At 36.2% G+C, this 22,913-nt stretch carries 20 protein-coding genes; 11 read left to right on the top strand and 9 right to left on the bottom strand.

Going from position 1 to position 22,913, the window contains the following annotated elements:
- Nucleotides 1–43 precede the first annotated feature (43 nt).
- Nucleotides 44–682, top strand: a complete 639-nt coding sequence (locus EG359_RS10640; protein ID WP_076354511.1) for an MBL fold metallo-hydrolase — start codon at nucleotides 44–46, stop codon at nucleotides 680–682.
- A 138-nt stretch (nucleotides 683–820) separates the two neighbouring features.
- Here the strand turns inward: EG359_RS10640 and EG359_RS10645 are convergent, their stop codons facing one another.
- The 3 genes from EG359_RS10645 to EG359_RS10655 are packed head-to-tail and all read right to left on the bottom strand — an operon-like array spanning nucleotide 821 to nucleotide 5,996.
- On the bottom strand, nucleotides 821–3,259 hold the full coding sequence (locus EG359_RS10645; RefSeq protein WP_076355250.1) for a TonB-dependent receptor: 2,439 nt from the start codon (nucleotides 3,257–3,259) through the stop codon (nucleotides 821–823).
- 23 nt (nucleotides 3,260–3,282) lie between these two features.
- Entirely contained in the window at nucleotides 3,283–4,764 is a 1,482-nt protein-coding gene (locus tag EG359_RS10650) for a trehalase family glycosidase (protein ID WP_076354513.1), read from the bottom strand.
- A 2-nt stretch (nucleotides 4,765–4,766) separates the two neighbouring features.
- Nucleotides 4,767–5,996, bottom strand: a complete 1,230-nt coding sequence (locus EG359_RS10655; protein ID WP_076355248.1) for an MFS transporter — start codon at nucleotides 5,994–5,996, stop codon at nucleotides 4,767–4,769.
- Nucleotides 5,997–6,119: 123 nt separating this feature from the next.
- On the opposite strand from EG359_RS10655, the gene EG359_RS10660 reads away from it, so the two are divergent.
- Complete coding sequence (locus EG359_RS10660; RefSeq protein WP_076354515.1) at nucleotides 6,120–6,983, top strand: AraC family transcriptional regulator; 864 nt, start codon at nucleotides 6,120–6,122, stop codon at nucleotides 6,981–6,983.
- 239 nt (nucleotides 6,984–7,222) lie between these two features.
- Here the strand turns inward: EG359_RS10660 and EG359_RS10665 are convergent, their stop codons facing one another.
- On the bottom strand, nucleotides 7,223–7,777 hold the full coding sequence (locus EG359_RS10665) for a thioredoxin family protein (protein ID WP_076354517.1): 555 nt from the start codon (nucleotides 7,775–7,777) through the stop codon (nucleotides 7,223–7,225).
- Between the two features lie 156 nt (nucleotides 7,778–7,933).
- Between EG359_RS10665 and EG359_RS10670 the strand changes: the two genes are divergently transcribed.
- The 4 genes from EG359_RS10670 (at nucleotide 7,934) to EG359_RS10685 (ending at nucleotide 15,029) form a co-directional block, all read left to right on the top strand.
- Complete coding sequence (locus EG359_RS10670) at nucleotides 7,934–8,530, top strand: TetR/AcrR family transcriptional regulator (protein ID WP_076354519.1); 597 nt, start codon at nucleotides 7,934–7,936, stop codon at nucleotides 8,528–8,530.
- Nucleotides 8,531–8,902: 372 nt separating this feature from the next.
- The gene (locus EG359_RS10675; protein WP_076354521.1) at nucleotides 8,903–10,063 is read left to right on the top strand and encodes an efflux RND transporter periplasmic adaptor subunit; all 1,161 of its coding nucleotides are present in this window, start codon (nucleotides 8,903–8,905) and stop codon (nucleotides 10,061–10,063) included.
- A gap of 198 nt (nucleotides 10,064–10,261) precedes the next feature.
- A complete protein-coding gene (locus EG359_RS10680) occupies nucleotides 10,262–13,444 on the top strand; it encodes an efflux RND transporter permease subunit (protein ID WP_076354523.1) in 3,183 nt (1,060 codons plus the stop codon).
- Nucleotides 13,445–13,616: 172 nt separating this feature from the next.
- Nucleotides 13,617–15,029 carry an efflux transporter outer membrane subunit gene (locus tag EG359_RS10685; protein ID WP_076354525.1) on the top strand — a complete coding sequence of 471 codons (1,413 nt, stop codon included), beginning with the start codon at nucleotides 13,617–13,619 and terminating at the stop codon, nucleotides 15,027–15,029.
- A 275-nt stretch (nucleotides 15,030–15,304) separates the two neighbouring features.
- Here the strand turns inward: EG359_RS10685 and miaA are convergent, their stop codons facing one another.
- Nucleotides 15,305–16,219 carry a tRNA (adenosine(37)-N6)-dimethylallyltransferase MiaA gene (gene miaA / locus EG359_RS10690; RefSeq protein WP_076354527.1) on the bottom strand — a complete coding sequence of 305 codons (915 nt, stop codon included), beginning with the start codon at nucleotides 16,217–16,219 and terminating at the stop codon, nucleotides 15,305–15,307.
- Between the two features lie 94 nt (nucleotides 16,220–16,313).
- On the opposite strand from miaA, the gene EG359_RS10695 reads away from it, so the two are divergent.
- The 4 genes from EG359_RS10695 to EG359_RS22995 all read left to right on the top strand — a co-directional run bounded on the left by EG359_RS10695 (nucleotide 16,314) and on the right by EG359_RS22995 (nucleotide 19,132).
- Nucleotides 16,314–17,171, top strand: coding sequence for a YicC family protein (locus EG359_RS10695; RefSeq protein WP_076354529.1), 858 nt, complete (start codon nucleotides 16,314–16,316; stop codon nucleotides 17,169–17,171).
- 55 nt (nucleotides 17,172–17,226) lie between these two features.
- Complete coding sequence (gmk, locus tag EG359_RS10700) at nucleotides 17,227–17,790, top strand: guanylate kinase (protein WP_076354531.1); 564 nt, start codon at nucleotides 17,227–17,229, stop codon at nucleotides 17,788–17,790.
- A gap of 106 nt (nucleotides 17,791–17,896) precedes the next feature.
- On the top strand, nucleotides 17,897–18,916 hold the full coding sequence (nadA, locus tag EG359_RS10705) for a quinolinate synthase NadA (RefSeq protein ID WP_076354533.1): 1,020 nt from the start codon (nucleotides 17,897–17,899) through the stop codon (nucleotides 18,914–18,916).
- Between the two features lie 54 nt (nucleotides 18,917–18,970).
- Entirely contained in the window at nucleotides 18,971–19,132 is a 162-nt protein-coding gene (locus tag EG359_RS22995; RefSeq protein WP_276876688.1) for a bacteriocin-like protein, read from the top strand.
- A 53-nt stretch (nucleotides 19,133–19,185) separates the two neighbouring features.
- On the opposite strand, the gene EG359_RS10715 is transcribed toward EG359_RS22995, so the two are convergent.
- The 4 genes from EG359_RS10715 to EG359_RS10725 all read right to left on the bottom strand — a co-directional run bounded on the left by EG359_RS10715 (nucleotide 19,186) and on the right by EG359_RS10725 (nucleotide 20,125).
- Nucleotides 19,186–19,389 (bottom strand): hypothetical protein, encoded by a 204-nt coding sequence (locus EG359_RS10715; protein ID WP_076354534.1) that lies wholly within the window; start codon nucleotides 19,387–19,389, stop codon nucleotides 19,186–19,188.
- 37 nt (nucleotides 19,390–19,426) lie between these two features.
- Nucleotides 19,427–19,636: a hypothetical protein gene (locus tag EG359_RS10720; RefSeq protein WP_076354536.1), complete on the bottom strand. Its 210-nt coding sequence runs from the start codon at nucleotides 19,634–19,636 to the stop codon at nucleotides 19,427–19,429.
- A gap of 53 nt (nucleotides 19,637–19,689) precedes the next feature.
- Nucleotides 19,690–19,860, bottom strand: a complete 171-nt coding sequence (locus EG359_RS22435) for a bacteriocin-like protein (protein ID WP_164463059.1) — start codon at nucleotides 19,858–19,860, stop codon at nucleotides 19,690–19,692.
- A gap of 70 nt (nucleotides 19,861–19,930) precedes the next feature.
- Nucleotides 19,931–20,125, bottom strand: coding sequence for a bacteriocin-like protein (locus EG359_RS10725; protein WP_076354538.1), 195 nt, complete (start codon nucleotides 20,123–20,125; stop codon nucleotides 19,931–19,933).
- 334 nt (nucleotides 20,126–20,459) lie between these two features.
- Between EG359_RS10725 and thrA the strand changes: the two genes are divergently transcribed.
- The gene (thrA, locus tag EG359_RS10730) at nucleotides 20,460–22,910 is read left to right on the top strand and encodes a bifunctional aspartate kinase/homoserine dehydrogenase I (RefSeq protein ID WP_076354540.1); all 2,451 of its coding nucleotides are present in this window, start codon (nucleotides 20,460–20,462) and stop codon (nucleotides 22,908–22,910) included.
- Nucleotides 22,911–22,913: the final 3 nt, after the last annotated feature.

Below are 22,913 nucleotides of genomic sequence, written 5' to 3' on the forward strand. Positions count from 1 at the left end.
TTTCTTAATAATATCGTATTTTTGAATAAAAAATATTCAGATTATGCTTCAGATTCAAGGTTTCGTATTCAACTTTGCCAGCGAAAATACATATATCATTTATAACGAAAACAAGAATGCCTGGTTAATTGATCCGGGAAATATGAATGCTCAGGAAACTCAGGCCATTGATAATTTTATCAAAGAACATGAGCTGAAAATTCAGAAAATTCTTTTAACTCATGCTCACATTGATCATGTTTTAGGGCTTCAGTGGGCATTTGATACCTTTAAAGTGCCTGTATATATGCATCAGGAGGATCAGGAAGTTCTGGATATGCTTCAGGCCAGTGGAATGAGATTTGGTTTTCCTGTTGATCCTGTAAAAGTAGATGTGGAATATGTAAAGGAGGATGATGAATTGGATCTGGATGGTGAAAAATTCAAGATTTATCATGTTCCGGGACACTCTCCGGGAAGTGTTGTCTATCATAACGAAAATCAAAAATTCATGATCTCCGGTGATGTTCTTTTTGAGGGGAGCATCGGTAGAACAGACCTTTATAAAGGAAACTATGAGCAATTGATTGATGGAATAAAAACTAAACTTTTCGTTTTAGATTCTGATACACAGGTTTTCTCGGGTCATGGAAACCCTACCTCAATAGGTTTTGAGAAACAATATAATCCGTTTTTTAAATAACAAACTCTAGGTTCAAAACTATTTTTCTCTCAGATTTTGCAGATAAAGTAGATTTTATTTTTCCTGAGATTCGCAAACAATAAATAAAAACCGTCAGAAAATAGTTCCTGACGGTTTCGTGTTATAAAGAAATAGAGTTTAGAAATCTAAAGTAATTGAAGCTCTGGCAGCAGCCCCCATAATGGGTCTTGCCATTCTGATATTGGATCCTGATCCTGTCGGAGATCTTGGATCTCCCTCTGTAATTCCGATGGTATTAAAGATATTGGTACCATCTACAGCAAAACGAATTTTCCCAAGCTGATAAGACATTCCTGCTCCAAATTCTGTGAATGATGGCAGTTTGTTTTCATCGGTATTCCCTTCATCCTGGAAACGCTTTCCATAATAGTTCATGCTTACATAGGCTCGCCATTCTTTCGTGATATTCACCGCCGGAGAGATGTTGAAGTAAAACTTAGGAATTCTTCTTACAGTATTTCCACTGTAATCAAATGCAGTTCCGTCACCATTTCTACCCTTGAAATCTTTGTATTTCGGACTCTGAACTGTTCCGTTAAAAGTTACTTCAAAGACATTATTGAATAATCTCGCATATCCCTCAATCTCTACCCCAAAGTTAGTGGTATTGGCAAATTTATTTTCAGATGTTCCATCTATATAAACATCTGTAAATGAAAGATTTTTAAGAGCTGAGTAAAAAGGAATCACAGCAATATCAAATGTACGCGAGTAATATTTGTATCCTACTTCCAACTGATTGGTCAACACCGGTTTTATTACACTAAGATCTGATATATTATTGTAATACGCTTCTTCATTTGGAGATCTGAAACCATGAGAGAAACGGGCATACACAGCATTTTCACGATTAATCTTATAATTGGAAGCCAATGTATAAGACACTTTATCGATATCATAATACCAATAATTAAACTGATTTCCCAGAACATTCATGTTATCATCTGCCGTAGTGGTTTCAAAACCATGAGTTCCATCCACTGTTAAACCAGAATTATTAAGGTTGGCTCTAGTGGTATTCACTTTATACCCTCTATAATAATCTCTGCTGTAACGAATTCCTCCATTAAAACTTAATGCATCGGTTACATTATAATCTAGGTTTAAATAAAGATCATTCAAGCTTCCCTGAATTTGTGAATCTCTGACCAAAGTAGACATGTCCGTAACTCCGTTATAGGTTTTAGAATACCCTACACTGCTTGGGCTAAGAGATGGATCTACCAGATTCAACAGCTCAGGGCGGTCTGTTGCAGTAGCCAGAATATTACTCCAGTTCCAGTATTGATGGGATTTCCAGTTTGATTTATAAAAACCTGCTGTTACATTTCCCTTATCAAATTTGTAATTAAACTGTAGATCATTCACAAAGTTATTCATCTGCTTATCAATTGCCCAGAATCCCAGTTTTTGTACAAACGCAGGATCAACAACCGCTCCCGTACTTACTAATGAATACTGATAATTGGCCATTTTCATATCTTTTGCGAAATCAGCACCTGTTTTGGGTGCTCCGGCCGGGAAAATACCTGTATAGTTCATATCAATATTGGTGTACCGAGTTTTATTTAAAACACTGAAATTATTTCCCAGATCATATTTAAATTCTGCCCCTAGTACATCTACCTTTGGATGAATTCCGTCTTCCAGATTTCTATTGAAAAAACCACCTCCGGCCTGTGGAATATTGAGCTGACTGATGGCTCTGTAACTATAGGTTCCATAATTAGGATCAAAACCTTGGAACCCTTTTAATTTATCTCCATCCTGCGTCAATGGAATTGGAAGGAAAAATGTATTCCTGTCATCTAATTTTTTATAATAAACTTTAGCGTAGCCTTTATCAAAGACATATTTAAGGTTCATTCTGATTTGACCTCCGTTATTGGCCTTGAATCCTGTTTTTCTGATACCATCATCAGATCTGTAGAATCCTCCGACATTGAAAAATAGTTTATCTTTCACCAAAGCCCCGCCAAGGTTAAGGTCTGTACGTATTAATCCATATGTACTGGTTTCAAGCTTGGCCGTTCCTTTAAAATCATTAGTTCCCTCTTTGGAAATAAAGTTGATAAGCCCTCCGGGAGAGTTATTGGCATAAATGGAACCTGAACCTCCTCTTAAAGCCTCCAGACGGCTCACTGTATTGTCTACACGGAAGAAGTTATCAGCATTGGCAAACTGAAGTGCCCCATCCTCAAAAACCGGAAGACCGTCTTCCTGTACCTGCACAAACTCATAGGCTCCTGCAGATGGAATTCCCCTTGCAAAAAGGTTATTCCCTACTTCACCACCTGATGTTTCCACTGCAAATCCTGGAACTCTCTGCAACAAAGCAGCGGCACTGATTGGATTTTGCTTTTGAATTTCCTTAGCACTGAACGTTGAAATAGCAGTACTGGATTCTATTTTTTTCTTGGGATTGGAGTTACCCGTAATTACAATCTGATCGATAGAGGAAACCTTTGCGGAATCTTTCGGAGTTTCCTGAGCATAAGCATTATTAAAGTATAATGTAGCTGTTGCGGCGATTAAAAAGATTGATTTTTTTTTCATAGCCATATTTTTTATTGTTAGTTTCAGTTTTGTTGTAGTTTTAAATACACTCCATTGGTCCAACCGAATCCATCCTGATTGGGGTATTCCCCGCCTCCTGCTATTGTTTCTGTATCTAATGCGTTGTATTTTTCCATCAGTTTTCCTGTGTTTTTATAAACCCTTTCTACGTTAAAACACCAGTTGTTTTTAATATTCTCAGCCAACTCATCAAAGCCGTAGTTCTTCATTGCCTTAAAGCCAAGCCATTGATAAGGTGCCCAGGCATTCGGTAAATCCCATTGCTGGCCAGATTTTTTGGTAGTAGTTACCAGCCCTCCCTGATATAAAAATTTTTCAGAGATAGCCTTAGCCATAGCTTCGGCTTGTTCCTTATCTGCAATTCCAAGGAATAAAGGGTAAAGAGCAGCAATATGTTCAGACGGTGTGTTTGTGTTTTTTATAATATGATAATCTTTGTAAATCTTAGTCTTTTCATCCCAGAAATATTTGTTGATCATCTGTCTTCGGCTTGCTGCTCTTTCGGTAAAATAATTTTCTTTTTCTCTCAGATTCTGAAGTGCTGAAGATTTTGCCAGGGTTGTTTCCAAATGCCATAAAAGGCTATTCAAATCTACCTCTGAAAGGTTCAGCGTTTCAATTGTCTGTATATGCTCTCCATCTGCAAACCATCTGCTGGAAAAATCCCAGCCAGATTCGCAGGCGCTTCTTATATTTCTGTAAAACTCTTCTCCTGAAGCATTTTCATGATCTTCAATATCAATTAAATAACTTTCAGGACGCGGTTCGTTTGCTGCATCGTAATATCTGTTCAAAATATCACCATCAACGGTTTTTACCACTCGTTGGAGACCTGAACCACTTTCAACTTTTTCTTTCCCATCCATCCAAAAAGCATATTCTTTCTCTAAAGTATCATGATAGTGGGTGTAAATTGTTTCATCATTTGTAGTCTCAGCAAGAAGCTCCAGCATCAGCGAAAAGTACGGTGGCTGTGAACGACTTAAAAAATGGGTTCTGCTTGCATTGGGTACAAATCCAACATTTTGAATAAGATAAGAACAGTTTTCCACAATATTCTCCATCATTTCCACTCTGCCGGAAACCTGTAGTCCAAGCATAATAAAATAGCTGTCCCAATAGAAAAACTCATTGAAGCGTCCACCCGGAACAATGTAAGGTTTGGGTAACTTTAAAAGTGTCCCTTTTTCTTCATAAGCTGTACGTGTCAGCTCATCCCAAAGCTTTTCAATATGCTGTCCAATGGGAAGATGATCTTCTTTCCGAACAGAAACTCTTGCTCCTAAAAAATCAAAATGGCTCATCACAAAATTTCTTAGGTCAAAACCATCAGAATCTTTTTCTTGCTCATACTTTGCGTTGATTTCAGCAATCGAAAACAACGGAACTGCATCTGTCATCATTTTTTGATCTTCAAAGATCTTTGACTTCTGTACTGCATCAAAAAGAGTCTGGATTTCGTTGATGTAAAGTTGATTACTCATTATTATTTTTTAGGATTAATTTTTAATTTATTCATGAAAATTGCTGACGTGATCAACAATGAAAGTGGGATCAGTGAAAGATAAAATGCTTGCTGCCCACTGAACTCCTGAAATACAAAGCCTGTAATGATTGAGCCTATCGTTCCTCCAATCGCAGAGAACACGACAATCAACCCCGACATGGCACTGTGTAAATATTTAGGAATGGAAGCCAGAATAACAGAGTTAATACTCGGATAAATGGGTGCCAATAAACCTCCCATCAAGGGAAATAAATACACAACCAGTGGAGCATTCAGCCAATTTGTATTGGTGTCAATATGAATATCATGCGTCAGCGGTAAAACCAAAAGTAAGCTTATAGCAAAACCAACCACACAGAATGAGACAACATAAATCCAGCTGAATTTCTTGGAAAAGAAGCCTGATAAAAATCTTCCTAGAGCAAAAGCTCCTGCCAGTACAGCGCCCGCCTGAATACTCATTGAGGTCGGAACTTTCAAGATCTCTTTATAAAATGTAGGCGTCCATGTCTGAAAACTCTGTTCTACCAATACAAAAAGGAAAGCACATAGTAAAAAGCACAACACTTTTTTATAACTGAACAGGCTGGCACTATTTCTTAAATCACCCAATAAATCTGTTTTTTCACTTTTCGCCTCTCTTTCATTCAGTTTTGAAAAGAATAAAAACAAAAACGATAGTGTTGAAAGTACTCCCAATACCCAATATACATTCAGCCAATGGGTAGATTTCGGATTATGATCATCAATATATAAGCTGAATAAAACATTTCCAGCCAATACACCAATCATGAAAAACCCTTCCAGAAATCCCATAAAACTCGAATGTTCCTTATCTGTTTCTGTAACCAGTCCAATGGAAGTAAAAACGGATATTTTAATCAGCGCAAAGGAAACTCCAACAATGGCAAATAATAATTTAAAGACCCAAAAATCATTTGTAAACGGCATTACAAAACACATGCAGCTTACCAAAAACAAAGCAATAAGCATGGATTTTTTGATTCCGATTTTGGGAAGAAATGAAGCCAGAATGAATGAACAGATTGCAATGGGAAGATCTTTAAATCCCTCCAATATACTGGCAGAAGATTTTGAAATTCCAAAGTTCTGCTGTACCTGCAAAATAACCGTTCCCACAGAATTCAAAAGAATTGCGAAAACAAAATAGTTCAAAAACAAAACCGCCTTTATGTTGAAATTTTTCATCCAGATCATTTCTTGTCGGCTAAGATAGAAGCATTTGTGTTAACGATAATTTAACACAATAAACCAATATTTGAACAATATTAATATAATTAGTATTTTTAGTGATTAAATATGATTAATTAAATGAAAGTTACTTTTGAAAGAGTAATTCCCAATGAGAAAAGCTCTTTTCGCACGATTCATAATAACTCCCCTATTTCGGAATTCAAATGGGAATATCATTATCATCCCGAAATTGAACTCGTATGTGTAATTTCCGGGAGTGGAACCCGCCATGTGGGCTATCATAAAAGCAATTATACGAATGGAGATCTTGTGTTGATAGGTTCCAATATTCCGCATTCAGGATTTGGGTTAAACTCCATTGATCCGCATGAGGAAATTGTACTGCAATTCAAGGAAGAGATTCTTCAGTTTCCTCAACAGGAAATTGAGGCCCGATCTATCAAAAATTTGCTGGAACTTTCTAAATATGGTATTCATTTCCATCATAAGGTAAAAAAAGCCATGCTTCCGAAACTAAAGCTTATGCTTGAATCTGAAGGATATAAAAGATATCTGCTGCTGTTGGAAATCCTTTTCGAGCTGTCAAAGTGCAAGGACTATGACCTTTTGAATAAGGAAATCATGCCTTACACCATTATTTCAAAGAATAAAACCCGCCTGGAAAATATTTTCACCTATGTAGAGCATCATTATGATAAGGAAATCAATATTGAAGAAGTAGCCAAGCTCGCCAATCTCACCTTGTCGGCCTTTTGTAATTTTTTTAAAAAAGCAACCCAGATTACTTTTACCGAATTTGTGAACCGCTATCGTATTAATAAGGCTTGTTTACTGATGGCCCAGGATAAATCCATTTCAGAATGCAGCTATAGTTGCGGTTTTAATAATGTAACTTACTTCAATAGAATGTTTAAAAAGTATACTGCGAAAACCCCCTCAGAGTTTATTAAGGATTATTCTCATAATAAGGTGAATGTGTAAGTATGATTTTGGATGGGTACAGACTTTTATTTCAATCTGATAATGTAAAATATCACGCAAATCTCACAGATTTTGCAGATTCTTTATTATAAAGAACGGAAAGGTTACACAAAAAATCTGCCTCATCTACGAAATCAGCGGGCAAAATATCATAAAAATAAAACCAGCAAGAAATAAAAAAGCTGTTCTTTTCAAAGAACAGCTCTGTATTATACTAGTAAGAATTAGTAATCGGAAAATTATTTCCATTTAATATTACATCCCATACTTGGTCTTTGGATCTCTTCCTGAGGTTCGCCAATTAAAAGATTTTCAAAGGCAATAATTAAATCTTCTCCGGTTACATCCTTATTATTTCCAGGTCTTGAATCATCCATCTGCCCTCTGTAAACAAGGTCCAGTTTATCATCAAAGAAATAAAAATCAGGGGTACATGCTGCATCATATGCTCTTGCCACTGCCTGGCTTTCATCAAATAAATAAGGAAAATCAAAATTTCTGTCGATTTGAAACTCGATCATCTTTTCAGGAGAATCAGCCGGATATTTTTCAATATCATTAGCATTAATCGCGATGAATTCAATACCTTTTTCATTATAGTCTTCGTATAATTCATTGATCTTGTCGATCACATGAAGAACAAACGGACAATGGTTGCACATAAAGATCACCAATGTTCCTTTTTCTCCTTTCAGTTCTTCTAAAGACTGAAGTTCATTCGTTTTTGACGGGTTTGGAAGCTCAAAAAACGGAGCTTTTGTTCCTAATGCCAACATATTTGAGGGAGTATTCATATCCTTTTTTCTTTAGTTCACAAAGATAAAAATTTCTTTTATTAATAGACTATTCAGGAATTTATAAACTTTCGTTAAATGTTAAAATTAAAATAACCTTTGGAAGATAACCTTAAAAGTTTGTAGTTTTGCTAACACTGTTAGTAAACAAATATCATGGGCCTACATGAACGTCGTCAAAGAGAAAAAGAATCCATTCGTGCAAATATCTTGCAGGCTGCATTCACTTTGGCTAAAACTGAAGGCTGGGCATCACTTTCCATGCGTAAAATAGCAGACGCTATTGAATACAGCGCACCGGTGGTGTATGATTATTTTGAAAATAAGGAAGCTATTTTATTTGAGATTTCATTAGATGGCTTTCACAAGTTACATATAGAATTATTAAAGGCACAGCAGAAACACAATACTCCGGAAGAGCAACTTGTTGCCATTGTAGACGCCTATTGGAGCTTTGCTTTTAAGAATAAGGAATATTACCAACTTATGTTTGGTTTGGGAATGCAATGTTGTGGGAAAGGGCAGATGAAGAAAGAATTTTCATCATTTCAGGAGCTGATCTACGAATGTACTTCTAGTATTATCCAGAAAAATGGATCAAATCCTGATAATGCATGCCATATGTCTCATGCGCTGTTCTCGGCGGTACATGGGATGATTTCCATTATGATGATGCGTACGGCAGATATTCCGTCTACTATGAATAAATCGGCTTTAGATGAAACTGTTTCGTCTTTTATTAAGTCTTTGTAATATTTTTTTGAACTAAAAATTAACACCGTTAGGAAATTTAACACTGAATTAATATACATAATTCATTTAAACCTAATAAAAAAACAAAATCATTTATGTAGAATCTTAATCCATTCATTTTTTAAAAGTAGTTATTTTTTCTTTTAAAATTAACACTGTTAGCAAAAATAACACACATTACACCTCACATCTTCATATACTTAAATATTTTAAAAACAATTTCAATTATGGAAAATATCGATCTGATCGGACATTAAAAATTCTGTAATTTTTTTTGAACAAATCATTAACACTGTTAGGAAAAAAAACAGCATTTATTAAAAAAGAAACATTACTTAAATCTAACACTTCATTAAAAAAATTAAACCCACAATGAAAATACCTGGAAAAACAAGGTTTATTGTACTTATATCAAGTATAATTCTTTTACAGAGCTGCACCAAGGCTGCGGAAGGATCCAATGCCGCACCTCCAGCTCCAGAACTTCCGGTTTATACCGTTATCACCTCTCCTGCTACCATTTATCAAGAATTACCAACCGCTTTGGAAGGAAAAAATAATGTGGAAATCAGATCGCAGGTAGATGGATATCTTGATAGAATTTATGTAGAGGAAGGCGCTTATGTAAGAGCCGGACAGCCTTTATTCAAGATAGATTCAAGAAGCTATGGCGAGCAAATGAATATGGCGCAAGCTAATCTTCAGGCCGCTAATGCCAATATACAGAAAGCAAAGGTAGAGGTTGACAGACTTCAACCACTAGTTGCTGCAAAAGTAGTATCCGATGTACAGCTTAAAACAGCAAAAGCCAATTACGAAGCTGCCGTTGCTGCTGCGTCACAAGCAAGAGCATCTGTAGGAAGCGCAAAGATTAATGTAGGATTTACAACAATTACAGCGCCTGTAAGTGGCTATATTGGTAGAATTCCTTATAAAAAAGGAAGCTTAATCTCTAGAACAGACCCTAATCCATTGACTTTATTGTCAGACATCAGTGAAATTTATGCCTACTTCTCTTTAAGTGAACTTGATTTCATTGCTTTCCAAAATAAATATCCTGGGGCTACTTTAGATGAGAAACTAAAAAATATGCCGATGGTAGAACTGGTAATTGCTGACAATAGTACTTATCCTGAAAAGGGAAGATTAAGTATTGTAGACGGACAGTTTGACAAAACCACAGGTTCCATCAGTGTACGTGCAGTTTTCCCTAATGCAAACGGAACCTTGAGAACCGGTAATACAGGAAGAATACGTATGCCACAGCTTATTTCAAATGCAGTAATTATTCCACAGGAATCTACTTTTGAAATTCAGGATAAAACCTATGTCTATGTAATGGGCAAGGATAAGAAAGTGACCGGGAAACCCATCAAGATCTCAGGAAAAACCGACAGCTATTACTTTATTTCTGAAGGACTTTCACCAGGAGACAAGATTGTCTTTACCGGTATTGGAAGCCTAAAGGATGGAGTTTCCATTAAACCGAAAGCAATCTCTTCTGATAGTTTATTGAGAGCAAAACCTTTGTAATAGATTTCAATATGATTATTTAAGAGCAGTTTAAACATTATTCTTTTTTAACGCTTAAGTTTTTGAAGTCACCATCATTCTGTTGATTAAGCATACATAAGCTTATAATCTAAGGTGTACTTACTATTCTCATGCCTTAAAACTAAATCAACTTAAGTGTTTAAAAAGGTTTAAACAACATTAAAAAATAAACTTCTTATGTTAAAACAATTTATAGAAAGACCGGTCCTTTCAACGGTCATCTCCATAATACTCTTATTATTGGGAGCTTTGTCTCTCTTTAATTTACCGATTGCCCTCTTTCCGGACATTGCTCCGCCGAGTGTTCAGGTAACGGCCTTTTATCCGGGAGCAAATGCTGAGGTAGTAGCTCGTTCTGTAGCAACACCTATTGAGGAAGCAGTGAACGGGGTTGAAAATATGACCTACATGACTTCTAACTCAAGTAATGATGGTACCATGACACTGAGCGTTTTCTTCAAGCAGGGATCTGATCCTGATAATGCCGCCGTAAACGTACAAAACCGTGTATCAAAAGCAATGAGCCAACTTCCTCAGGAAGTAGTACAAGCAGGAATTTCTACACAGAAAGTTCAGAATAGTATGATTATGTTCATGGGATTATCCAGTGAGGATCCGAAACAATATGATGAACTTTTCTTACAGAATTACCTTAAGATCAACGTGATTCCTCAGATTCAGCGTATTCCGGGGGTTGCTCAGGCTCAGGTTTTCGGAACTAGAGACTATTCCATGAGAATCTGGCTAAAACCGGATAGACTGGCCGCCAACAATCTTTCTCCACAGGAAGTTTTGAATGCCATTAAAGACCACAACCTTGAAGCTGCTCCAGGACGTCTGGGACAGGGAAGTAAGGAAACTTATGAATATATCCTTAAATATAAAGGAAAGCTGAACAAGGGTGAAGATTACGAAAGTATTGCGATTAAAGCAAATAGTGACGGATCATTCCTAAGATTAAAAGATGTTGCAAGAGTAGAATTTGGATCTTACACCTATACCGCAACTAACAGAGTAGACGGGAAACCTGTTGCCGGATTTGCCATCCTTCAAACTGCAGGATCAAATGCTAATGAGATCTTAACTGAGATTGAAAAGCAGGTAAAAGTAATGGAAACCTCTCTTCCAAAAGGAGTGAAACCCATTATCATGTATAATTCCAAGGATTTCCTTGATGCTTCTATTCATCAGGTAGTGGAAACATTGGTGATTGCATTCGTTTTGGTATTTATCGTAGTATTTATTTTCCTTCAGGATTTCAGATCTACTTTAATTCCAGCCATTGCGGTTCCGGTAGCCATTATTGGTACGTTTTTCTTCCTTCAATTATTTGGTTTCAGTATCAATATGCTTACACTGTTTGCATTGGTATTGGCTATTGGTATTGTAGTGGATGATGCCATTGTAGTGGTGGAGGCTGTCCATTCCAAAATGGAACAAACGGGAATGCCCGTGGAACAAGCCACCATCAACTCAATGAGTGAAATTTCCGGAGCCATTATTTCCATTACATTGGTAATGTGTGCGGTATTTATTCCGGTAGGCTTTATGCAGGGTCCTGCAGGGGTTTTCTACAGACAGTTTGCCTTTACACTAGCCATTGCTATTTTGATTTCAGCGGTAAATGCATTGACATTAAGTCCTGCTTTATGCGCACTTTTCCTTAATGATCCTCAGGGAGAACATGGTGAGCACGGTCATAAGAAAGGTTTTGGAGCAAGATTCTTCAACGCATTCAATGCGAGCTTCAATAACATGACCAAAAAATATATTTATAGCCTTAAGTTTTTAATTAAAAATAAATGGGTTGCTATCGGAGGTCTTGTTTTGATTACTGCAGTCAGCATATTTATGATTAAAAAAGCCCCTTCAGGATTTATTCCAACGGAAGATCAGGGATTTGTCTTATATGCAGTGAACACTCCTCCGGGAAGCTCACTGGAAAGAACACATAATGCAACTGCACAAATTGATAAAATCATTAACGGAGAAAAAGCAACCAATCACCTTTGGGTAGCAGATGGGATGAACTTTATCAGTAATGCCAATGCTTCGCCTTATTCTGCTGGTTTCATCAAGCTTAAAGATTATGATAAACGTGGTGAAATGAAAGATCCTGATCAGATTGCTGCTACATTAACAGGAAAAGTAAGTCAGGTAAAAGATGCCAACGCATTCTTCTTCAACTTCCCAACAATTCAGGGATTTGGTAACGTTTCCGGTTTTGAATTTATGCTTCAGGATAAAACCAACGGTTCTTTTGAACAATTGGGAACAACAACGCAACAATTCATTGGCGAGTTGATGAAGCGTCCTGAAATAGCATTTGCATTTACCACTTATGCAGCCGGAAATCCACAATATACGATTGATGTAGATACAGATAAAGCCAATCAGTTAGGAGTTTCTGTTACAGAATTAATGCAGACTATGCAGATTTATTACGGAAGTAGCTTCGTTTCAGATTTCAACAGATTCGGTAAGTATTACAGAGTAATGGCACAGGCAGATATTCCTTATCGTACAGATATCAATTCTTTGGAAGGAATCTATGTGAAAAATAAATCGGCAGAAATGGTTCCAGCCAAAACATTGGTTACCTTAAAAAGAACCTTTGGACCTGAAACGGTAACCAGAAATAACTTGTTCAACGCTGTGACGATTAATGGTACTCCAAAACCTGGGTACAGTACCGGAGATGCCATCAAAGCAGTAGAAGAAGTAGCAAAACAATCACTTCCGAGAGGATATGGCTATGAGTGGACAGGGATTACCCGTGAAGAAATTAAAACCGGTGGACAAACTACATTCATCTTCCTTTTAAGTATTCTTTTTGTTTACTTCCTGTTGGCTGCACAGTACGAAAGTTACATTCTTCCATTTGCCATTATCTTAACTATTCCAACAGGGATCTTTGGGGTATTTGCTTTCACTGGATTGGCAGGAATTGATAATAACATCTATGTACAGGTTGGATTGATCATGCTGGTCGGATTATTGGCGAAAAATGCCATCCTGATCGTAGAGTTTGCCGTTCAGAGAAGAAAAGCAGGAAGATCATTAATTGAATCTGCTCTTCAGGCTTCAAGATTACGTTTAAGACCAATTTTGATGACCTCTTTTGCCTTTATCGTGGGGATGCTTCCATTGGTATGGACGCAGGGAGCTTCTGCAAAAGGTAACCACTCCATTGGTTATAGTACGGTAGGTGGAATGCTTACAGGAGTTGTATTCGGGATTTTTATTATTCCGGTAATGTATGTGGTCTTCCAATATCTGCATGAAAAAATGCCTAGCAGAAAAAAGAAAAGACTTCTGAAAAAACAAATGGAGCAAGAACTTTCAACTGCTACTCACTAATAAAAAATGAATTACAAAAACTTAGAGAAAATTTTAAGAGCACAAAAGATTGCCTATTGTCTTATCTGTTCTTAATTGGTTTAAAAAGCTAAATATTTTCTCCTACTAAAGACAATTTTTGTATCAACAAGAACCTCTCTAAGTTTTGTATTCAATTAAAAGTTTAAAACCTATGAAAAGAGTAAAAAATATTATTCTAACATTTGCGCTGGCTATAGGATCTGTTTCATGTGTGTCAAAACTGGCATACACGGAGCCGGACCTCCCGCTTCCGGAAAAGTTTCAGTACACAGCAACTGCTGATACGGCAAGCATTGCCAATCTGGAATGGAAACAATTTTTCAACGATCCTATTTTACAGGGATTGATTGAAAAAGGAATTAAAAATAATTATGATCTTCAAATTGCCTTAAAACAGGTTGCCTCTTCGCAGGAAAAACTAAAACAGGCAAAATATATGCAATATCCGGACGTTGGCTTCGGGGTATCTGCACAGATTTCAAAACCATCCAAAAACAGTATGAATGGGCAGAGCTTAAATTTATTTTTAGGACAAAGCCATGTTGAAGATTACAACGCTGCATTCAACTTATCTTGGGAGGCTGATATTTGGGGAAAGATCAAAAATCAGCAGGAAGTTTCCAGAATACAGTATCTACAAACTTATGAAGGTTCAAAAGCTATCCAGACGCAGGTGATTGCAGCCATTGCCCAGGGATATTACAATCTTTTGATGCTTGATAAACAATTGGGTATTGCAAAATCCAATCTGGAGTTGAGCAGTAATACCTTAATGATTACACAAAAAATGTGGGAAAGTGGTGATACAACCTCTTTAGGAGTACAACAGGCTGCTGCTCAGAAACAGGCTACTGAACTTCTGATCTCTCAATTGGAACAAAATATTGCCATTCAGGAAAATGCTTTAAGTATTTTGGTAGGCGAAACACCTAATAAAGTGAACAGAACGATTGAAATGTCTGACACTTCCCTGCCACAAAATATTACGGCAGGACTTCCTGCAGCTATGGTAAGCAGAAGACCTGATGTACGTCAGCAGGAACTTGTTTTATTGGAATCCAATGCTATGGTAGGAATTGCCCAGGCCAATATGTATCCTGCATTAAAAATCACAGCCAACGGAGGGGTTAACTCATTCAAAATTGATAACTGGTTTCAAATTCCGGCATCATTATTTGGATCTGTTTTAGGGGGGCTTACCCAACCTATTTTCCAGAAAAGACAATTAAAAACGGATTTGGAAGTGGCTAAAATTCAAAGAGAAAAAAATGTATTGGCTTTCCGTCAATCGGTATTGAATGCCGTGGGCGAAGTTTCTGATGCCCTTGTTTCCAATGAAAACTTAAAAATTCAGGAACAAAAAGCAACAGAGCAATCCACTACATTGAAAGATGGAATTAAAAGCGCACAGCTTCTTTACAGAGGAGGTTCAGCCAATTATCTGGAGGTAATTACCGCACAAGGAAATTCTCTTCAGGCCGAGCTGAATCTTGCTTCCATTAAAAGACAGAGATTAAGCAGCATTGTAGACCTATACAGAGCGCTAGGCGGCGGTTGGAAGTAGTAAATTTAATTATATTGTTTGAGGGTGCGGTTCTTTACAGGACCGCATTTTTTATAATAAAGCTGTTTAAATGATATACTTTATGTATAAGAAAGGACATTCAAGTTTTGTTGAAAATCAAAGATTTTCATCTTATGTAAACTTAATTGTGCAGTATTTCATTACACTTTCTAAAGTGTAAAAAAATAAAAACTTTTGTGACTTTTGTGGTTAATTTTAAACAGACTTAATGAATATATTGGAAAAACGATAAGACACTAAGCCTATTAAAAAAATTATTTTTGAAATTGCTCATCAATCCACAAAATCAAATTTTCAAAGCCTTGTTGAGAATAACCCAATTGTAAATAATGAATATCATCCGCTCTTCTATACCAGGTTAATTGGCGTTTGGCATATCTGCGGCTGTTCTTTTTAATTTCTGAAACAGCAAAATCAAGATCCCATTCCCCATCAAAGTATTTGAATAGTTCTGAGTAACCAACCGTATTCAAAGCAGTCAGACCTTTAAATTTCTCCAAACCTTTTACCTCATCCAAAAGACCTTTCTCCATCATAATATCAACCCTGCGATTGATCCTGTCATATAATTCTTCTCTAGGCGCCTCAATTCCAATTCTGATGACATTAAAATCTCTGGAGTCCTGAGAAATCGCAATTTGTACAGAATATTTTTTGTTCGTTTGCCAGATCACATCAATGGCGCGCAGAAGTCTTCGGTGATTGTGAATATCTACTACCTCAGCATATTCGGGATCAAGCTGCTTTAAAATTTCCTGAAGCTTTTCAATTCCCTCTTCCTCCATCAGTTTCTGAAGTTTTTCCTGATTTTCAGCATTAGCTTCCGGGAGATCATTCAATCCCTCAATGACTGCTTTTTCATACATCATACTTCCACCGACAAGAATTACGGTGTTATGATTTTTAAAAAGTTCATTAAGTTTTTGCAGGGCATCTTCTTCGTACTGCCCAATAGAATAGTAGTCTTCTACTGAAAGATTTCCAATAAAATGATGAGGTGCTTCAGCCAGTTCCTCTTCAGAAGGAGATGCAGTACCTATTTTCATTTCCTTAAAGAACTGCCGGGAGTCACAGGAGACAATCTCAGTATTGAAATGTTTTGCCAGATCAATTGCCAGTCTCGTTTTACCTATTCCGGTGGGTCCTACTACAGAAATTAGATTTTTCATCAGTTCACGTTCATTATTTTATGGGTCAGATGGAATCATTACAGATTTCACAGTGCTAATTTAAATGTTTATCTTTGTAGAACAATAAAAAACTATGATTTTATCAATGACTGGCTTCGGTAGAGCCGAAGGTGTTTTTGAAGGAAAAAAAATAACAATAGATATTAAATCATTGAACAGCAAGAGCTTTGATTTAAATATCAAAATTCCTTTACGTTATAAAGAAAAAGAATTTGAGATCAGAAAAATTCTTAATGATAGAATTATCCGTGGAAAGGTAGACTGCTACGTTAACCTGGAAAACCTTGAAGAGTCCAATGATGTGAAAATCAACAAGAGTTTGATTGAATCTTATGTCAATGAACTTAGAAACATTGCATCAGACGGACCTGATTTCGAATATCTGAAAATGGCGGTAAGACTTCCTGATGCCATTACATCAAGACCTGATGAACTTACAGAGGGTGAATGGGAGTCGTTAGCAAAAATCGTTAATGCTGCTGTTGATAGATTTGAAGAATTCAGAAAAACTGAAGGCGGTATTTTACACGAAGAACTGAACAGAAATATTCAAAACATTGATAAATATCTGGGTGAGGTGATTCCTTTTGAGGAAGAAAGAATCGTGAGTGTAAAAGAACGTTATCAAAAATCTCTGAAGGAGTTCGAAAATGTAGATGAAACTCGTTTTTATCAGGAAATGGCTTACTTCACAGAAAAATTAGATATTTCAGAAGAAAAGGTAAGACTTACCCAGCACTTGAAATACTATAAGGAAGTAATGGACAATGAATCTTTCAACGGGAAAAAACTGGGCTTTATTTCTCAGGAAATCGGAAGAGAGATCAATACATTAGGTTCTAAAGCCAACCATGCTGAAATCCAGAAGCTGGTGGTGATGATGAAAGATGATTTAGAAAAAATTAAAGAACAAACGTTAAACGTATTATAATATAGTTGAATGTTGATAGTAAAATTTTATCTATCAACATCCAACTGATAACTCTATGGATAAGGTAATTATATTTTCAGCACCGTCTGGAAGCGGAAAAACTACATTGGTAAAACATTCTCTGGAAACATTTCCTGAACTTGAATTTTCAATTTCATGTACTACGAGACAGCCAAGAGGAAGTGAAATTCATGCAGTGGATTATCATTTTTTATCTCCTGATGAATTCAGACAGAAAATTTCAGAAGATGCTTTTGTAGAATATGAGGAAGTATACACTGATAAATATTACGGTACTTTAAAATCTGAAGTAGAAAAGATCTGGAATCAGGGAAAAGTTGTTATTTTTGATGTAGATGTAAAAGGAGGAATTTCCTTAAAAAAATACTTCGGAGAAAAGGCATTGTCTATTTTTATAGAACCCCCTTCCATTGAAGAACTGGAACGAAGATTGATTACAAGGAATACAGATGATGCAGAAACCATTAAAACCCGCGTAGAAAAGGCAGAAGAAGAAATGTCTTATGCAGGCGAGTTTGATAAGATCGTGATTAACTCTGATCTGGACAAAGCTAAAAAAGAAATAGAAAGTTTAATAAAAAGTTTTATCAACAATTAATGGCTGGAAGATAGAGGTCAGAAAATGGAAGTCATATACTCCCATTCTTATCTAACTTCTAATTTCTAATCTCTAATTTCTGATAATAAAAAACATTGAGGTTGATATGAGTACCGAAACATTAGAAAAAGCTAAATCTGCAATTCCTGTAAAAGGATTTCTGGATATAAAAGATATAGCAATTCCTCAGGGAGAAGAATTGGTAAAAGCCATTCTAAAACTTAAGGAAGAAAAAAATGCTGTAATCCTTGCGCATTATTACCAACCGGGAGAAATTCAGGATATCGCTGACTTCCTTGGAGATTCCCTACAATTGGCAAGACAGGCAAAGGATACCAATGCTGACATGATTGTATTCTGCGGAGTACACTTCATGGCGGAAGCGGCTAAAATTCTGAACCCAACTAAAAAAGTAGTTCTTCCTGATACTATGGCCGGATGCTCTCTTGCAGACGGATGCTCAGGTGAAGGATTGAGAAAAATGCGTGAACAGCATCCTAACGCCTTAATTGCAACCTACATTAACTGTAATGCTGAAACTAAGGCAGAAAGTGACATCATTGTAACAAGCTCTAACGCTGAAACGGTAATTGAAGCGCTACCAACTGACAGACCTATTATTTTTGCACCGGATAAAAACCTTGGAAGATATTTATCTAAAAAGACAGGTCGTGATATGATCCTTTGGGATGGAAGTTGTATAGTACACGAAGCATTTTCTATGGAAAGAATTGCCAAGCAGTTGGCAGACAATCCTGACGCTAAAATGATTGCACACCCGGAAAGCGAAGAAGCTGTTTTAAAACTGGCTCACTTCATTGGTTCTACTTCAGCTCTACTTAACTTTGTAGAAAAAGATGACTGCCAGAAATTCATTATTGCGACTGAAGAAGGAATTCTTCACGAAATGAGAAAACGCGCACCGCATAAGGAATTAATTCCAGCTTTAGTTTTTGACGAAAGCTGTAACTGTTCTGAGTGTTTCTACATGAAGCGTAATACCATGGAAAAATTGTACTTATGTATGAAGTATGAACTTCCTGAGATTCTTATTGACGAAGAATTAAGATTAAGAGCATTAAAGCCAATTGAGGCTATGCTTGATCTTTCCAAAAGCATAAAATAATTTTTTTTTGTTTTTGAATATTTATTATATTTAGCATTCAAACTAATAATAAATATGAAAAATCTTAAAAAATTAAACCGAGAAAATCTTAAAAGAGTAAACGGTGGAGCAGGAAATTTCTGCAACTTTTGTGAAATACATGAAACCTGTGGATCAGGATGCAACGGAGAACCAATTTGTATTCCAAAAGGAGAACATTTCCCTCCTAATTGTTAATAAAATGAAAGCACTGTTTTCACAGTGCTTTTTTATTTCAATGAATGGGTGTATTAAGAAACACCACCATCCATACATTCTATACTTACAATCACACACATTTTGCAACGGAAAGGAAGCGCATTATAAGCATCACAAGGAGCATCATTAGGTCCATTTCCATAAGTAGTATTTCTCGGACATCCACTACAGCTTGCTCCCGCTGACCCATTGAGTTGTTCAAGTTCTTTTCTGTTTAATTTTTTTAGATTTTTCATAGTTGCTTTATTTTTTTGGTATTAAATATTTGAATCTTTAATTATAAAAATCGGAATAATCCGGACCATAGCAATCCACGCTTACATCTACGCAATTTCTACAGTTTGGAGATAATGCCCAATAGCTGGAACAGCTATTTGTATACTCAGGACCCTCTCCATAATTTCCTCCGGTTGGGCACCCTGCACATCCTGCTATTCCCTTACCATTGATACTCTTCAGTTTTGTTCTTGATAACTTTTTCATACTATTTATTTTTATGAATTAAACTTATTATAAGTATCAGATTATATACTTAATTATAATTTAGGGTCATAGCACGTTCCACCCGGTTTTAATGAGCATCCCCATTTCCCTCCTCCTTTGAAACAAACGAACTGCGCTCCGCCGCAAGCTTCAATTTGGATGTCTGTAAAACCACCATTGATGGTTTTCTTTTGTTCTCTTGATAATTTTTTAATTGTTTTCATGATATTTTAATTTGATGTTAATGAGAAATATAGAACACTATCTTATAATGTTATTCTATGATTACAATAATTAATAAGGGCCAAAACAATCCATGCTTACCAGCACTCTTAGTTTACAACATTCCGGTAAGCCCATAAACTCTCCACATGATTTTGGTTCATTCGGACCATAAGGACCCGGAGGACAAGACTCATTACAATGACTTATTCCTCCTCCATTAATGGACTTTAGATTCTCTCTGTTAATTTTTTTTGAATTTTTCATGATTAATTTTAATTATAGTTTAAATATAAATGTAAGATTTTTAATCAATTACACCAAGTATTTCTCCGAAAAAGGAATTATTAATTTATTATGTTAAAAAGTTGTTATTCAAAAATAATTTGTACATTTGTTTCACTATAATGAATTGTCTAAGAAACATATCTGATATTTCTGCCCTGAAGTCACCTATTTCAGGCATATCTTCTGTTTCTACATTCACAACTACAACGACTACCCCATAAAGGGGTAAATTTTCACATATTATTTTCGGGACCTGTACTCTTTTTTTTAAAGAGTAGCCATTCTACTTTCTCTAACCTCAAAAAAATAATTGATGAAAATTTTAAAATTCGGTGGAACATCAGTCGCCAATTCTCAGAATATACTTCTGGTGGAAAACATTATAAAAAAAGAATCCTTGCAAGACAGGATCGTCGTTATAGTATCAGCACTTCACGGAGCTACAGACCAACTCATTAAAGCAGCAGAATATGCTTCTGCCAAGGATGAAAGCTATTTACAAATTGTAAAAAACCTTGAAGAAAAACATTTAAGCTTAGTCAAAGATCTTATCCCTATTTTAGAGCAAAGCTCATGGCTAAGTTTCGTTAAAAAACATTTCAATGACATAGAAGACCTATACAACGGAATTTTTGTTTTGGGTGAACTTACAGACAGAATCAAGGATAAGATTGCATCATATGGGGAATTTCTATCTTCTCATATCATTGCTGCAAGACTACAATATCAGCAACTAGACTGTATATGGATGAATTCTGCAGATCTCATCAGAACTGACAGTAATTTTACCAACGCAAAAGTTAATTCTGAAATTACAGAAAATAACATTAAGAATTATCTTAATGACCATCCAAACCAAATCATCATAGGTCCCGGTTTCATAGCCCGTGATGATAAAAACAATGCTACAACATTAGGACGAGGAGGCTCAGATTATACAGCTTCCCTTATTGCCGCTGCCATTCATGCCGAAGAACTTCAGATCTGGACAGATGTAAGTGGCATGATGACTGCCGATCCGCGTCTGGCTTCCAATGCAAAACCCATTTCGGAAATATCCTATCATGAAGCAATGGAACTTTCTCATTTTGGGGCAAAAGTTCTTTATCCACCATCCATTCAACCTGTGATGGTGAAAAATATTGATCTGAAAATCAAAAACACTTTTGACCCGAATGCAAAAGGAACCTTGGTTTCTCACAATCTTGATATTCCGGAAAATGAAAAACAACAGGTAGCCGTAGGGGTTTCAAATATGAGTAATATAGCCCTGCTTACTTTGGAAGGGAGCGGAATGGTTGGTATTCCCGGTATTTCAGCAAAATTATTTCAATGTCTTAGTCAGGAGAAAATCAATATCATTCTTATTACACAAGGTTCATCAGAACATTCCATTACTCTTGCTATTCATGAAAAAGATAAATCTATTGCTGAAAGCGCCATCAATTCATCATTTGCAGATGATATTAGCTTAAAGAGAATTGACCCTGTCAAAATTGAGAGTGGCCTTTCCATTGTTGCCATAGTAGGTGAAAACATGAAAAGTAAAAGTGGTGTAAGTGCAAAAATGTTCGGATGTCTGGGAAACAACGGAATCAATATAAGAACCATTGCCCAAGGTTCCTCAGAAAGAAATATCAGCATTGTCATCTCAGAAAAGGATACTAAAAAGGCTGTAAACATCCTCCATGAAGAATTTTTTGAAGCTGAGATAAAACAAATTCACCTTTACATCTGTGGAACCGGTAATGTAGGCTCAAAGCTGATTCAGCAGATCTATGAACAAAATCAATACCTGAGAGAAAATTCTTTAATTAATTTAAGAATTGCAGGATTATCCAATAGTCGTAAAATGATCTTTTCAGACAAGGGAATTTCCGAGCAGGAATACCTCAATTGGCACGAATCAGGAGTAGAATCTTCACCTCAGGATTTTGCAACAGGAATTATCTCCCGAAATTTAAGAAACTCTGTTTTTGTAGATATTACAGCAAGTTCTGATGTTCCAGAAGTGTATGAAAAGTTATTAAAAAGAAGTATTAACATTGTAGCCTGCAACAAAATTGCTGCCTCATCAGACTTTGAAAAGTATAAAACCTTAAAGAATACAGCCCGAAATCATAATTGTAAATTCTACTTTGAGACCAATGTAGGGGCAGGGCTTCCGGTAATAGGTACCATTAATGACCTGATTAAAAGTGGTGATAAAATAACTTCCATTGAAGCTGTACTAAGCGGGACATTAAATTTTGTATTCAATAATTATGATGGAAGCAGAACATTTTCTGAAGTGGTAGCACAGGCCCAAGAAGAAGGGTATACAGAACCTGATCCAAGACTGGATTTATCAGGAACAGATGTGGCCCGTAAAACTTTAATCCTTGCCAGAGAAGCAGGTTATCCACTTCAAATTGAAGAAATTGAAAATATTGGTTTTCTTCCTGAAGCATGTATGCAGGGAAGTGTAGGACATTTCTATGAAAAACTTTCAGAATATGAAGAGCATTTCAAAGCATTACTTTCAGATGCTAAACAAGAGGAAAAAATATTAAAGTATGTTGCCGAATTCAAGGAGGGCAAAGCAAAAGTAGGCTTACAGCATGTTGCCCCGGAAAGTGATCTTTTTCACCTCTATGGAAAAGACAACATTGTTATTTTTAAAACTTTAAGGTATTCTAAACAGCCATTGGTCATAAAAGGTGCCGGTGCCGGTGCCGAGGTAACGGCAAGTGGAATTTTTGCAGACATTATACGTTCAATTTAAAAA

Origin of the sequence: Chryseobacterium joostei, from assembly GCF_003815775.1 — a bacterium.
In the GTDB taxonomy this organism is placed as follows: domain Bacteria; phylum Bacteroidota; class Bacteroidia; order Flavobacteriales; family Weeksellaceae; genus Chryseobacterium; species Chryseobacterium joostei.